This is a genomic window from Streptomyces sp. SudanB5_2050, from assembly GCF_964272335.1.
GTDB lineage: Bacteria > Actinomycetota > Actinomycetes > Streptomycetales > Streptomycetaceae > Streptomyces > Streptomyces rochei.
Genome location: NZ_OZ186760.1, coordinates 2,662,547 through 2,675,688, shown reverse-complemented (window position 1 = coordinate 2,675,688; position 13,142 = coordinate 2,662,547). Strand labels below are relative to the sequence as shown.

Sequence of the window (13,142 nt, the reverse complement as noted above, 5' to 3'; positions counted from 1 at the left end):
GGCCTGCAATAGGCCGACTCCCTCCCCGCGGTGCTGAGTGGTGCGCGTCGGCCGTCCTTCCGGACACGCGGACACCGCGGACATCACGAGGAGCCCACGCCACCATGGTCAACCGCCAGCAGCCCAGCCCCATGCCGACCGGCAAGTACCGAGGCTACGAGCAGGTCGACATCGCCGACCGCACCTGGCCGAACCAGCGGATCACCCAGGCCCCCCGCTGGCTCTCCACCGACCTGCGCGACGGCAACCAGGCGCTGATCGACCCCATGTCGCCCGCCCGCAAGCGCGCGATGTTCGACCTGCTGGTCAAGATGGGCTACAAGGAGATCGAGGTCGGCTTCCCCGCCTCCGGCCAGACCGACTACGACTTCGTACGCTCCATCATCGAGGAGCCCGGCGCCATCCCGGACGACGTCACCATCTCCGTACTGACCCAGGCCCGCGAGGACCTGATCGAGCGCACGGTGGAGTCCCTGAGGGGCGCCAAGCGGGCCACCGTCCACCTGTACAACGCCACCGCCCCCGTCTTCCGCCGAGTCGTCTTCCGCGGCTCGCGCGACGACATCAAGCAGATCGCGGTCGACGGCACCCGGCTGGTCATGGAGTACGCCGAGAAACTGCTGGGCCCCGAGACGGAGTTCGGCTACCAGTACAGCCCCGAGATCTTCACCGACACCGAGCTGGACTTCGCCCTGGAGGTCTGCGAGGCGGTGATGGACACCTACCAGCCCGGCCCCGGCCGCGAGATCATCCTCAACCTGCCCGCCACGGTCGAGCGTTCCACCCCCTCCACGCACGCGGACCGCTTCGAGTGGATGCACCGCAACCTCTCCCGCCGCGAGTACGTCTGCCTGTCCGTCCACCCGCACAACGACCGCGGCACGGCCGTCGCGGCGGCCGAACTGGCCGTCATGGCCGGCGCCGACCGCGTCGAGGGCTGCCTGTTCGGGCAGGGCGAGCGCACCGGCAACGTCGACCTGGTCACCCTGGGCATGAACCTGTTCTCCCAGGGCGTCGACCCGCAGATCGACTTCTCCGACATCGACGAGATCCGTCGCACGTGGGAGTACTGCAACCAGATGGACGTCCACCCGCGCCACCCGTACGTGGGCGACCTGGTCTACACGTCCTTCTCCGGCTCCCACCAGGACGCCATCAAGAAGGGCTTCGACGCCATGGAGGCCGACGCGAAGGCCAAGGGCGTCACCGTCGACGACATCGAGTGGGCCGTCCCGTACCTGCCGATCGACCCGAAGGACGTCGGCCGCTCCTACGAGGCGGTCATCCGCGTCAACTCGCAGTCCGGCAAGGGCGGCATCGCCTACGTCCTGAAGAACGACCACAAGCTGGACCTGCCGCGCCGGATGCAGATCGAGTTCTCGAAGATCATCCAGGCCAAGACGGACGCCGAGGGCGGCGAGATCACGCCCACCGCCATCTGGGACGTCTTCCAGGACGAGTACCTGCCCAACCCGGACAACCCCTGGGGCCGCATCCAGGTCGCCAACGGCCAGACCACGACCGACCGCGACGGCGTCGACACCCTCACCGTCGAGGCCACGGTCGACGGCACCGAGACCACCCTGGTCGGCACCGGCAACGGCCCGATCTCGGCCTTCTTCCACGCGCTGCAGGGCGTCGGCATCGACGTACGGCTGCTGGACTACCAGGAGCACACGATGAGCGAGGGCGCCTCCGCGCAGGCCGCCTCGTACATCGAGTGCGCCATCGGCGACAAGGTGCTGTGGGGCATCGGAATCGACGCGAACACCACGCGCGCCTCGCTGAAGGCGGTCGTCTCCGCCGTCAACCGCGCTACCCGCTGACCAGCCGAATCGGTGGTTCGAGGCCCCGCTCGCCGGAAAACGGCGGGCGGGGCCCCGTCGTATACCGGCCATCTCCTCGTGGAGGTCACGGAAAGGTCTCTTCCCGGGTACTGACTCCACGTCGGTGATGTGGCTAACATCACGCCAGCGCGACGATGCTGTCACGCGGTTACGGAGGTGCGACGTGCTGCCTGGACGGGGACGAAACGGCCGAGCTGCCCGGCTGCCACACATCCTGGGCACTCGCACCGCGTGGACGCCCGTCGGCGACGGCGAGTTCTTCTGCCCCGGCTGCGGGGGCGACCGCAACTACCAGCGTCTGACCGGCCGTCGCCGCTTCACCCTCCTCGGCGTCCCCGTCCTGCCGCGCGGCGAGTCCGCGCCCACCGTGGAGTGCGCCGCCTGCCGCCGCCACTACGGCACCGACGTCCTCGACCACCCCACCACCACCCGCTTCTCGGCGATGCTCCGCGACGCCGTCCACACCGTCGCCCTCGCGGTCCTCGCCGCGGGCGGCGCCTGCTCCCGCACGGCGCTGGAGACGGCCGCCGTCGCGGTGCGCGCGGCCGGCTTCGAGGACTGCACGGAGGACCAGCTGAGCGCGCTGGTCGAGGCGCTGGAGGCGGACACCGGCCGGGTCCACGGCGAGCCGTGCGTGCCCGGTCTGGCCATAGAGCTGCACGAGGCGCTGGACCCGCTGGCCCCGCACCTCGCCGCCGTCGGCCGCGAGTCGATCCTCCTCCAGGGCGCCCGCATCGCCCTCGCCGACGGCCCCTACACCCCCGCCGAACGCGACGCCCTGGCGACGGTCGGCGCGGCCCTGACCCTCTGCTCCGACGACGTGACCCGCCTGCTGGAGTCGGCGGGGACGCCGTCCTAGGAGGGGGGCCCGAAGGCGCGGGACGAGATCGCTGGGCGTCTCGGATAGTCTCGGTGGTCCTGACTCGGCGTGGCCCGGACGGTGCGCCGAGAAGCGCGCGGGACGGAGGCGAGCGGTGTCGGCCGGTGTGGTGGTGATCGGGGCCGGTGTCTCCGGGCTGACCACGGCGGTGTGCCTGGCGGAGGCCGGGTGGAGGGTGAGGGTCGACACCGACCGCCCTCCGCGGGAGACGACCTCCGCGGCCGCCGGCGCGATGTGGGACCCGTATCTGGTCGAGCCCGCGGATCTGGTCGAGCGATGGAGCCGGGACACCCTCGCGGAACTCGTCCGGCTGAGCACCGACCCGGCCACGGGCATCCGTGTGGTGAGCGGGACGCACGAGTCCAGGACCCCGTGCGATGTTCCGGCCTGGGCCGAGCTGGTCGGGGCGGAGCTGTGCCCGCCGGGGGAGCTTCGCCGCGGCTATGTGACCGGTTGGCGCTACCGTGCCCCCCTCGTCGACATGCCCCGGTACCTCCACTACCTCGCCCAGCGGCTGGAACGCGCTGGCGGGGCCGTGCGCCACCGCCGGTACGGCACGCCCGAAGAGGCGCTGCGCGAGGCACCGGTGGTCGTCAACTGCTCGGGTGCGGGCGCCCGGAGTCTGGTGCCCGACGACTGCGTCGAGGCGGTGCGCGGACAGCTCGTCGTCATGGAGAATCCGGGGATCGACTCGTTCTTCTGCGACGACACCCCTGACGCCGAGGAACTCCTGTACATCTACCCGCACGCGCGCACGGTCGTCCTGGGCGGTACCTCGGAGCGGGGCAACTGGGACCTGACGCCCGACGAGGACGCCGCCCACGGGATCGTCCGGCGGTGCGTCGCCGTCGAACCGTCACTGACCGGGGCCCGGGTCCTGGGCCAGCGCGTGGGGCTCAGGCCGGTGCGCAAGCGGGTGCGGCTCGGGCCGGAGCGGCACCGGGACGGACTGGTCCTGCACAACTACGGGCACGGCGGTGCCGGACTCACGCTGTCGTGGGGGTGCGCCCGTGAGGTCGCGGAACTGGCCCGCGGGGCGACCGGCGCCGCTACCTGATCCGCCACTGCCGACGCTCCTCGATGCCGGCCTCCGCGCCCCTGCGGAAGAGGTACAGCCAGGTCCGGGCCGACAGCGTGAACACCAGCGCGATGGTCCACGGCCAGCTGGTCGCGCCGGTCGCCACCAGACCGCTGCCCACCGCCGGGGACACCGCGGTGAGCGCCGTGAGGGCGACCTCGGCGGGACTCCGGTCGAAACGGTGGGCGATCGAGAACTCGGACCGCTCGTACCAGGCGACGGCGGCGCTGAGGACCAGCGCCAGGACCATGGTGGTCCACACGTTGTCGCCGGCCTGCGCATAGGTCACGGGGAGCGAGATGAGGAACGGCAGAACACCGCCGTACTCGGACAGCACGTTCCCCCACTTCATGATCCTCCCGAAGGAGTTCGAACGGATCCGGGCGAGTTCGCCGGAGGCGCTCGCGTAGAGGATCAGGGAGAGCACCGTGCTGAACGTCGCCCCGATGAGGAGCAGACGCACGTCGTCCGGGAAACGGGTCGACGTGAAGGCGAAACCGAGGAGGAAGGTGATGGCGGCGAGGATCGACCCGGCGAAGGCGATCCCGGCCGCCGCCTCGCCGGACTGCAGCGCGGCCGGATCGTCCTGCTCGAACCTCGCTATCTCGAATGCCTGCCCGCCGCCCAGGGGCACCACCGCCGTCACGGCGTGGTCGGACGGCGCCAGAGACTCGGCGAGTTGCTCCTGATCACCCACGGGTACGAGGTGCCGGGCGTCCGGATCCAGGTAGGCGACGCGTGACTTGTGCTGGTAGTGGAGGTGGACGGCGGTGCCCGGTCCGCTGCTCCGCAGGAGCCTCGTCCCCAGGAAGCCGCAGCCCAGAAGGAGCCGCGACAGTGCCACGTCCCGCGGATCGGCCAGGACGGAGACCAGCGGGGTCTCGTCCGCCCTCCCGGAGCAGGTCCGCACCGTCTCGCTCAGGAGCCGAGCCGCCACGCCCTGCCGGCGCGAGTCGGAGCGGACCGCGATCACCGCCACGCGTACGTGCCCCGGAGACGGCGCTTCGGCGACGAGGCACCCCACCAACGTGCCTTCGCGCTCGGCGACCCGCACCCATCGGGAGGCGATGGCCTCGTCGATCAGGGCCGGTGCGGGAACGACCGCGGTGTCGCAGGAATCCGTCAGGAGGGCGATCAGCTGGTCCCGGTCCGTCGAGTCGGCCGTCCTGGTAGACCACGCAGCCATGCTCGTCCGTTTCGGTCGACTCGGGCACCGGTGAGTTGTCCCGCCCATGGTGCCCTGCCCATCGGGGCCGTGGGGCCGATTCGCCCGGGGAACCGTGGACTTGGCCGCGGGTCTGACCGTCCCGCCCCCGTGCTCCTCCCCGTTACTCCCGGGGGAGTAACGGAGGCCGCGGGTCACCCTCGGCAGTAGGCGACGGCTCGCTCTCGTGTCCGACGCGTCGGCGCTGGGGCGGCGGGAGTCTGGTGGGACCGCGACCAGACATCCGGACCGGAGGAGGCCCGACTCATGGGGGCAGCAAGGACACACGGGGCGTCGGGCGCCGGGCGGCGCCGGGTGGTTCCCTGGCTGGTGCTCGGACTGTGGATCGCCGTACTGGCGATCGCCGCGCCGTTCGCCTCGAACCTGTCGGACGTGCAGCGGGACCGGGCCGTCGACTATCTGCCGGCGAGCGCCGACTCGACCCAGGTCGCGAAGATCCAGGACCGGCTGCCGGGCGGCGAGGCCACCGAGATGGTCGTCGTCTACCACCGCGACACCGGACTGACCGCCGCCGACAGGGCCACCGCCGCCGACCAGATCGCCGAGATCGCGTCCGCGCACCCGCTCACGGGCCGTCCGGCCGGCGTCCCGTCCGAGGACGGCACCACCCTCATGTACCCGGTCGCCTCCACCGAGCCCGGTCAGGACGAGGAGGCCCGCGACGCACTCGTCGACGACGTACGGCGGATCGCCGACGGCGGAGACGGCCTGCGCGTCGAGGTCGGCGGCACCGGCGCCCTCACCACCGACGCCGGTGAGGTCTACAACTCCCTGGACGGCCCGCTGCTCTACACCACGGCCGCCGTCGTCGCCCTCCTGCTGATCCTCATCTACCGCAGCCCGTTCCTGTGGCTGGTCCCGCTCGCCGTCGCCGGGATCGCCGACTACCTGTCCATGGGCGTCGCCTACGGCCTCAACCAGTGGTTCGGCACGTCGGTGTCCGGTCAGAGCACCGGCATCATGACCATCCTGGTCTTCGGTGTCGGCACCGACTACGCGCTGCTGCTGGTCTCCCGGTACCGCGAGGAGCTGCGGCGCTTCGAGCGGCCGTACGACGCCATGGCCGCCGCCCTGCGCGGCTGCGGCCCCGCCGTGCTCGCCTCCTCCGGGACCGTCGCCGCGGGACTGCTGTGCCTGCTCGCCGCCGACCTCAACTCCAGCCGGGGCATGGGCCCGCTCGGCACCGTCGGCGTGCTGTGCGCGCTGGCCGCCATGCTCACCCTGCTCCCCGCGATCCTGGTGCTGCTGGGCCGCCGCGTCTTCTGGCCGCTCGTACCCCGCCACGGCTCCACGCCCAAGCCCCGCAGGTCGCTGATGAACGCGATGGGCGGCTCCGCCGAACGCCGCCCCCGCGCCGTCCTCGTCGGCGGCGCCCTCCTGCTCGGCACGCTGGCCCTCGGCTCGTTCAACCTGCCCGGCACCCTCAAGCAGGAGGACTCCTTCACCTCTAAGCCCGAGTCCATCGCCGCCATGGAGACCCTCGCCGCCGCCTACCCGGAGCGCGGCACCCAGCCCATCACCGTCATGGCCCCGGCCGACCGGGCCGAGGAGGTCCTCGCCGAGGCCCGTGACACCCGGGGCGTGGAGCGCGCCCAGGCCGGCCGCAGCGGCGAGGGCTGGACGGAGCTGACCGTCCTGGCCTCCGCGCCGCCCCAGTCGGCCGCCGAGACCGCCACCATCGAGGCCCTGCGCGACCGGCTCGACGGCTCCTACGTCGGCGGTCCCAGCGCCCAGCAGATCGACCTGGAGGACACCAACGCCCGGGACACCGTCATCGTCGTCCCGCTGGTGCTGCTGTCGGTCCTGCTGATCCTCGTCGTCCTGCTCCGCGCGCTGGTCGCCCCGCTGATCCTGGTCGCCGCCGTCGTCGCCGTGTGGGGCGCCGCCCTCGGCATCGGCGGCCTGGTCTTCGGTCCGGTCCTCGGCTTCGAGGGCACCGACCCGGGCCTGGGCCTGCTCTCTTTCGTCTTCCTGGTCGCCCTCGGCGTCGACTACGGCATCTTCCTGATGCACCGCATGCGCGAGGAGTCCCTGCACGGCGCGGAACCCGCGCGGGCCGCGCTCACCGCGCTGCGCACCACCGGCGGTGTCATCGCCTCCGCCGGGCTGGTCCTCGCGGCCACCTTCGCGGTGCTCACCAGCATGCCGATGGTGCAACTCGTCGAGCTGGGCTTCGTCATCGCCGTCGGTGTCCTCCTCGACACCTTCCTCGTCCGCACCTATCTGGTCACCAGCGCGAGCGTCGTCCTGCGGCGCCGGGTGTGGTGGCCGGGCCGCCTCTCCCGGGCGCCCGGGAAGCCGGCTCCGGCCGGTGAACGGGAGCCCGTCGGTGTCTGAGGCACCGCACGACCGGAGTGCGCCCCTCCCCTCCCGGAGGGGCGCGTCCGTCGCGGAGGATGGACGGGTGCAGGCATCCACCACTGCGACGTCCTGGCCCTCCCGCCTCGGTGAGCGGATCATGGCCGCGATCAACCGCGACCCGCTCACCGCGCCGCACCGCGTCCGCAACGACGCCGTGCTCGCCGCGGTCCTCCTCGTCGGCGCGGTCTGCCTGGCGTGGTTCACCGACGAGGGCCGGCGCCCGGACGCGCTGGGCTGGACGCTGCTGGTCGCCGCGCACGTCCCGATCGTGTGGCGGCGACACCGGCCGCTCCTGGTGCTCGCGGCGGTGTTCGCGGTCGTCGGCCCCTATCACGCCCTGGACAACAACCACGCCGCCCCCGGCCCGGCCTCCTACGTGGCCCTGTACACGCTGGCCGTCACCGGCCGGCCCCTGCGCACGATCCTCACCGGCACCGCGGTCCTCACGGCGTCCGTCAGCATCATGCTCACCGTCGACACCCACCGGGCCGTCGAACTGCTCCGCATCTCCGGCTGGGTGATCGCCATCCTCTTCGCCGGTGTCGACGTCCGCTACTACCGCCAGTACGTCGCCTCCATCGTCGAGCGCGCCGAACGCGCCGAACGCACCCGGGAGGAGGAGGCCCGGCGCCGCGTCGCCGAGGAACGCCTGCGGGTCGCCCGGGACCTGCACGACCTGCTCGCGCACAGCATCACCCTCATCGGCGTGCAGACCTCCGTCGCCGCCCACGTCCTGACCGCCGACCCCGACCGCCTGGACCGGGCCGCGGTCGCCAAGGCCCTCGACGACATCGCCGAGACCTGCCGGAGCGCGCGCGGTGAACTGCGCACCACGCTGGAGGTCCTGCGGGCGCAGGACACCCCCGACGCACGCGGCCCGTTGCCCGACCTGCGCGGCCTGCCCGACCTGGCGGAGGCCGCGCGCCTCGCCGGAGCGAGCGTGGAGCTGTCGCTGCGCGCCGACGACGTACCGCCGGCGGTCGGCGCCGCCGCCTACCGCATCGTGCAGGAGGCGCTGACCAACGCCGTACGGCACGCGGGACCCGAACCGACCGTCCGCGTCGAGGTGTACGCCGACCGGGGCGCGGTGCGCCTGTCCGTCACCGACGACGGCACCGGCCCGGACCCCGCCGGTGCCCCCGGCTTCGGCCTGGTCGGGATGCGGGAGCGGGCCCGCAGCGTGGGTGGCACACTCGACGCCGGGCCGCGCGAGGGAGGCACCGGCTTCGAGGTGACGGCCGTGCTGCCCACACCCACCGCCCCCCTGACGACGGCCACCCCGACGGCCGGCACGACGGCCACCCCGACGATCACCGCGGAGAGAGCCGAATGACCATACGCGTGCTGCTCGCGGACGACCAGAACCTCGTCCGCGCCGCATTCGCCCTGCTCGTCGCCTCGGCCCCCGACATGGAGGTCGTCGGCGAGGCGGGCACCGGCCGCCAGGCCGTCGAACTGGCCCGCACGGAACGCGCCGACCTGGTCGTCATGGACATCCGCATGCCCGACCTGGACGGTATCGAGGCGACCCGCCTGATCGCGGCCGACGAGGACCTGGCGGGTGTGAAGGTACTGGTCCTCACCACCTACGACACGGACGAGAACATCGTGGACGCCCTGCGCGCGGGCGCCTCCGGTTTCCTGGTGAAGGACACCAGGCCCGCCGACCTCCTCGACGCCATCCGCACCGTGACGGCGGGCGACGCGCTCCTGTCACCAGGTCCCACGGCCCGCCTGATCGAGCGGTTCCTGCGCAGCCCGTCCACCCCGGTGGGAGGCGGAGGCGGCCCCGACTGCCTGTCGGACCGCGAGCGCCAGGTCCTCACCCTCGTCGCCCGCGGCCTCAACAACACGGAGATCGCCGACTCCCTGGGCCTGAGCCCCCTCACCGCCAAGACCCACGTCAGCCGTGTGATGGGGAAGCTGGGCACCCGCGACCGGGCACAACTGGTCATCGTGGCCTACGAGTCGGGCCTGGTGACGCCCGGCACCGCTCAGCGGCAGTAGAGGTCGGAGTCCGGCCGTTCCCCGGTCGCCAGGAAGCGGGAGACGACGCGGTCGCCGCAGGCGTTGCCGTTGGCGAGGTAGGCGTCGTGGCCGGTGGAGTCCACGGTGACCATGACCGCCCGTCGGCCGAGCGCCTCCCGCATCCTCGACGCGCCGGAGAGCGGGGTGGCGACGTCCCGCTCGTTCTGCACGAGCAGGATGTCGGACGGCCCCCGGTCGGTGATCCGCACCGGTGCCTCACGCGGCGGATACGGCCAGGCGGCGCAGAGCATCGCGTTGCGGGGCATGCCGGCGGTGAGCGGGTACGCGGCGCGGCTCTCGGCGACGCCCTTCTCGTACACGGCCGGGGACGTGGGCCAGGCGACGTCGTTGCAGAGCGTCCCGGCGCCCACGGCGGCGACGTTCTGCAGCACCTCCTCGGGCGGCGCCTCGGGCGCGGGCGGCACGGTGCCCCGCCGGGCGGCCCGTATCAGCTCGGCGAGCGCCGGATAGCGGCTGGGCCGGTAGAGGCCGTCCAGCAGCGCCTGGCGCAGCACGTTGCCGTTCAGCTCCTCGGGATTGGCGCCGGGCCACGGGATCGGCTCGCGGTCGAGCCGCGCGGCGAGCCGCAGGAACATCGGTCGGACATCGGCGGCCCTGCGCGCCAGGCGGTCCGGATTGCCCGGCTTCGACGCCCAGGCCGCGAAGTGCGGGAAGGTGTCCTCCACGCCCTGCTCGTGCCCGGCCAGCCAGGCGCGGGCGACACGGGTCGGGTCGGGGTCGTCGACGCTGTCCAGCACGATCCGGTCGGTGCGGTGCGGGAAGAGCTGCGCGTACACAGCGCCGACGTACGTCCCGTACGAGACGCCCCACGCGGAGATCTTCCGCTCGCCGAGCGCGGCCCGGAGGAGGTCGATGTCGCGGGCCTCGTTGGCGGTGCTGAGGTGCTTGATCAGTTCACCGCCGTTGCGGGCGCAGGCGTCGGCCATGCGGCGGGCGGTGGCCATGTTCCCGTCCACCGAGCCGTCGGGGGCGGGCCAGGGACGGAGCTTGGAGGTGGCGAGGTCGCCGTGGTCCAGCCCGCAGGTGACGGGGGTGGAGGGGGCGAGTCCGCGCGGCGCGAATCCGATGAGGTCGTGGGTGTCGCGGACCTGCCGCGGCAGCTTCTGCCCCTTGCCCGACGGGTCGTTGAGGCTGGAGCCCCCCGGTCCGCCGGCGATGAGCAGCAGCGCCCCGCGCCGGGCGTCCGGGTCCTCGGCGGGGATGCGGGAGACGGCGATGTCGATCCGCGGGCCGTCCGGATCGGCGTGGTCCAGGGGGACCCGGAGGGTGGCGCACTGCTGACGGGGGTCGACGGTGGCGCCCTCGCAGTCCGCCCAGGCGAGGGACTCGGCCGGACCTGCGGTCGTGCCGGTGGCGGCGGGCGCGGTGATGCCGAGGAGGGCGGTGGACACGCCGACGACGGCGGCGTTGCGGAGGAGTCGTGTGCGTAGCGTCATGCGACGAGCCTCGCGGATGCCCGGCGCCCTCCCCATCCGGGCAACTCCCGGAAAGACACGGGGGGTTACCCCAGTCCTCCGTGTCGGGGTACACCCCGACGCGTCAGACGAAGAAGCTGTCGTGCCGCACCTGGAACTCCCGCAGCTCCTCGCCGCCGCGCTGCGCGAACTCGGCGACGCGCTCGAAGTACTCCTCGCGCGGGGCGCCCGGGGAGAAGAGCATCAGCATGGAGACGGGGTCGTCGCCGTCGTTCTTGAAGGCGTGCAGTCCGCCGACCGGGACGTACAGGAAGTCTCCCTGCCGCCCGGTGACCCAGCGCTCGCCGTTGTAGAGCTCCACCTCGCCGGACAGGACGTAGAAGGACTCGGAGATGCTCCGGTGGAAGTGCGTCCTGGCGCCGGGCGCCTTGGGGCCCATGTCCACCTTGTAGAGCCCGAACTCACCTCCGGTGGAGGTGTGGCTCGCGAGGTAGTGGGTGGTCGTGCCGTTGGGTGCCACGATGTCGGGCGGGGTGTCGGCCGCCCTGAACACGGCGTTGATCTCACCCTTCTCGCCGAGGTAGCGCGGCTCCGGGTACGACATGGGTGCCCCCTCCGTTGTGGATGCGTGATCCGAGTCTCGCGCACGGGGTCCGTCCCGGGCGTCGGCCGGGAGATCGAAGGGGGCGGGGACGAGCGGTCTAGGACCCGAGCCCGACGAGGCCGCGTACGAACTCCGTCCAGGCTCCCGCCCCGACGACGACCACCGGCCCGGCAGCCACCTTGCTGTCCCGGACCGGCACGACGCCGGGGACTCCGTCGGCGACCTCGACGCAGTTTCCTCCGTCGCCGTTGCTGTAGGTGCTCTTGCGCCAGCGGGCGTCGCTCAGGTCGTGTGCGTGCATCGTCTGAAGTCCTCAGCCGCCGATCGGACCAGGGCGAGGGACGCCTCCGGCGACAGTGCGGCGCCCCTGATCAGATCGTAGGCTCGGCGTGCGCGCCGCACCACTGCCGGATCGTCCAGCAGACTTCCCGAAAACGACGTCTCTGTATAGGCGGTGGGTGGCGCGTCCTCGAACTCCATGAGCCGGAGAGAGCCGCTGTTGGCAGGCGCCCCGGCAGAGAAGGGGAACACCTGGAGCAGCACCTTCCGTTCTTCGGCCAGTCGAGCCACCCGGTCCAGTGCCTCCGCCGTCACCCGCGGGCCGCCCACCGGGACGCGCAGTACCGTCTCGTGCACCACGACCCAATACACGGGCCGTGTAGCGTCTTCGAGAATCGCCGACCGCTCCACGCGGGCGACGACTCGGTCCTCCACGAACTCCTCCGCCGCGAACGGATGCGTCGCCAGGGTCAGGGCTCTCGCATAGGCCGGCGTCTGCAGAAGCCCGGGCACCACGGTCGGCTCGTAGTCGTGGACGGCTGTCGCCAGCCGTTCCAACTCCACGACCCCCGCGAAGTAATCCGCATACCGCGGATCATCAATCAGCTTCCGGCACAGCCGCTCGAAAATACCGTCGGTTTGCAGTGCCTCGTCAATCCGCTGGGCAACGTCCAGCTGTGGCTTGCGAATTGCCTGTTCGAACTGGCCGATGTATCCCCCGGACACGAAAACCCGTGCGCCAAGCTCCACTTGCGTGATTCCCGCGTCCTCGCGCCGGCGTTTCAGTTCCGTCCCGAAGAACTCCCACGCCGCCTGCCGTGAACCATTGGCCATAACCAACCCCCTGGCACTGACCCGCACTTGTAGTGCGCAGACTCCGACCGAGTGTAGTAACGGCAAGGCATTCTGGGGACACGAAGACTGAAACCGTAAAGGCAAGGGGAGCACGGTGAAGGCACCACACTCGGCGCTCTGCGTCGAAGAAGCGGAGGACACGGTGAAAGAATTGCGCGCGGCGCTCACGGAGGCCGGAATTACTCTTCCCTCCCTCGGGCTCGACCCGGTGAGTCTTGCGCGGGAGGCGCCCTGTCCGCTCATCGAATTGGGGCGGTGTTCCGTCGAGACCGCGCAGCGCCTCGCGGCGGTGCTGCGATGACCCACCCGCATCCGCACCCGCACCCGTATCCGCCCGTCGGGGCCTACGCCATCGACACCCGCACCGGACGTGTGGGACTCGTCATGGGCCACGAGGGCCCGTACGTGCAGATGCGGCCGTACGGCGGCGGCCGGGAATGGGACGCCGCGCCGGGTGACGTACGCCACGCCACCCCGGCGGAGCGCCTCAGCGCGGCGACGGCGTACACCAACGCCAGAAGTCGGGGCGAGGTGCCCTGACGCATGCGC

The 13,142-nt window shown here is 72.1% G+C and carries 12 protein-coding genes and 1 pseudogene; 8 read left to right on the top strand and 5 right to left on the bottom strand.

Going from position 1 to position 13,142, the window contains the following annotated elements:
- Window positions 1-104: 104 nt before the first annotated feature.
- From leuA to ACFZP7_RS11940, 3 genes are all read left to right on the top strand, one after another.
- Window positions 105-1,826 (top strand): 2-isopropylmalate synthase, encoded by a 1,722-nt coding sequence (leuA, locus tag ACFZP7_RS11950; RefSeq protein ID WP_385634388.1) that lies wholly within the window; start codon window positions 105-107, stop codon window positions 1,824-1,826.
- Between the two features lie 184 nt (window positions 1,827-2,010).
- On the top strand, window positions 2,011-2,706 hold the full coding sequence (locus ACFZP7_RS11945) for a TerB family tellurite resistance protein (protein ID WP_030972484.1): 696 nt from the start codon (window positions 2,011-2,013) through the stop codon (window positions 2,704-2,706).
- A 115-nt stretch (window positions 2,707-2,821) separates the two neighbouring features.
- On the top strand, window positions 2,822-3,784 hold the full coding sequence (locus ACFZP7_RS11940) for an FAD-dependent oxidoreductase (RefSeq protein ID WP_385634387.1): 963 nt from the start codon (window positions 2,822-2,824) through the stop codon (window positions 3,782-3,784).
- Here ACFZP7_RS11940 and ACFZP7_RS11935 read toward each other — a convergent pair.
- On the bottom strand, window positions 3,777-4,991 hold the full coding sequence (locus ACFZP7_RS11935; protein ID WP_385634386.1) for a GNAT family N-acetyltransferase: 1,215 nt from the start codon (window positions 4,989-4,991) through the stop codon (window positions 3,777-3,779). The genes ACFZP7_RS11940 and ACFZP7_RS11935 overlap by 8 nt on opposite strands.
- A gap of 285 nt (window positions 4,992-5,276) precedes the next feature.
- Between ACFZP7_RS11935 and ACFZP7_RS11930 the strand changes: the two genes are divergently transcribed.
- From ACFZP7_RS11930 to ACFZP7_RS11920, 3 genes are all read left to right on the top strand, one after another.
- Window positions 5,277-7,367, top strand: a complete 2,091-nt coding sequence (locus tag ACFZP7_RS11930; RefSeq protein WP_385634385.1) for an MMPL family transporter — start codon at window positions 5,277-5,279, stop codon at window positions 7,365-7,367.
- A gap of 67 nt (window positions 7,368-7,434) precedes the next feature.
- Window positions 7,435-8,724 (top strand): sensor histidine kinase, encoded by a 1,290-nt coding sequence (locus ACFZP7_RS11925; RefSeq protein ID WP_385634384.1) that lies wholly within the window; start codon window positions 7,435-7,437, stop codon window positions 8,722-8,724.
- Window positions 8,721-9,398 (top strand): response regulator, encoded by a 678-nt coding sequence (locus tag ACFZP7_RS11920; RefSeq protein WP_385634383.1) that lies wholly within the window; start codon window positions 8,721-8,723, stop codon window positions 9,396-9,398. Before ACFZP7_RS11925 ends, ACFZP7_RS11920 begins: the two co-directional genes overlap by 4 nt.
- On the opposite strand, the gene ACFZP7_RS11915 is transcribed toward ACFZP7_RS11920, so the two are convergent.
- The 4 genes and pseudogenes from ACFZP7_RS11915 to ACFZP7_RS11900 all read right to left on the bottom strand — a co-directional run bounded on the left by ACFZP7_RS11915 (window position 9,386) and on the right by ACFZP7_RS11900 (window position 12,572).
- Window positions 9,386-10,876, bottom strand: a complete 1,491-nt coding sequence (locus ACFZP7_RS11915; RefSeq protein ID WP_385634382.1) for an alpha/beta hydrolase — start codon at window positions 10,874-10,876, stop codon at window positions 9,386-9,388. The genes ACFZP7_RS11920 and ACFZP7_RS11915 overlap by 13 nt on opposite strands.
- Window positions 10,877-10,979: 103 nt before the next feature.
- Window positions 10,980-11,459 carry a cupin domain-containing protein gene (locus ACFZP7_RS11910; RefSeq protein ID WP_030972470.1) on the bottom strand — a complete coding sequence of 160 codons (480 nt, stop codon included), beginning with the start codon at window positions 11,457-11,459 and terminating at the stop codon, window positions 10,980-10,982.
- 97 nt (window positions 11,460-11,556) lie between these two features.
- Window positions 11,557-11,736, bottom strand: a pseudogene (locus ACFZP7_RS11905) (DUF397 domain-containing protein); the annotation flags it as partial.
- 5 nt (window positions 11,737-11,741) lie between these two features.
- The gene (locus tag ACFZP7_RS11900) at window positions 11,742-12,572 is read right to left on the bottom strand and encodes a Scr1 family TA system antitoxin-like transcriptional regulator (RefSeq protein WP_385634381.1); all 831 of its coding nucleotides are present in this window, start codon (window positions 12,570-12,572) and stop codon (window positions 11,742-11,744) included.
- 115 nt (window positions 12,573-12,687) lie between these two features.
- Here ACFZP7_RS11900 and ACFZP7_RS11895 point away from each other — a divergent pair, with 115 nt between their 5' ends.
- Window positions 12,688-12,894: a hypothetical protein gene (locus tag ACFZP7_RS11895; RefSeq protein ID WP_385634380.1), complete on the top strand. Its 207-nt coding sequence runs from the start codon at window positions 12,688-12,690 to the stop codon at window positions 12,892-12,894.
- Window positions 12,891-13,133 (top strand): hypothetical protein, encoded by a 243-nt coding sequence (locus ACFZP7_RS11890; RefSeq protein ID WP_046249997.1) that lies wholly within the window; start codon window positions 12,891-12,893, stop codon window positions 13,131-13,133. Before ACFZP7_RS11895 ends, ACFZP7_RS11890 begins: the two co-directional genes overlap by 4 nt.
- The last annotated feature ends 9 nt before the right edge of the window (window positions 13,134-13,142 follow it).

Bases quoted from the DNA above. Each gene is read 5' to 3' on its own strand.
- leuA (WP_385634388.1), top strand. From the start codon at position 105: ATGGTCAACCGCCAGCAGCCCAGCCCCATGCCGACCGGCAAGTACCGA.
- ACFZP7_RS11935 (WP_385634386.1), bottom strand. From the start codon at position 4,991: ATGGCTGCGTGGTCTACCAGGACGGCCGACTCGACGGACCGGGACCAG.
- ACFZP7_RS11930 (WP_385634385.1), top strand. From the start codon at position 5,277: ATGGGGGCAGCAAGGACACACGGGGCGTCGGGCGCCGGGCGGCGCCGG.
- ACFZP7_RS11920 (WP_385634383.1), top strand. From the start codon at position 8,721: ATGACCATACGCGTGCTGCTCGCGGACGACCAGAACCTCGTCCGCGCC.
- ACFZP7_RS11915 (WP_385634382.1), bottom strand. From the start codon at position 10,876: ATGACGCTACGCACACGACTCCTCCGCAACGCCGCCGTCGTCGGCGTG.
- ACFZP7_RS11910 (WP_030972470.1), bottom strand. From the start codon at position 11,459: ATGTCGTACCCGGAGCCGCGCTACCTCGGCGAGAAGGGTGAGATCAAC.
- ACFZP7_RS11900 (WP_385634381.1), bottom strand. From the start codon at position 12,572: ATGGCCAATGGTTCACGGCAGGCGGCGTGGGAGTTCTTCGGGACGGAA.
- ACFZP7_RS11890 (WP_046249997.1), top strand. From the start codon at position 12,891: ATGACCCACCCGCATCCGCACCCGCACCCGTATCCGCCCGTCGGGGCC.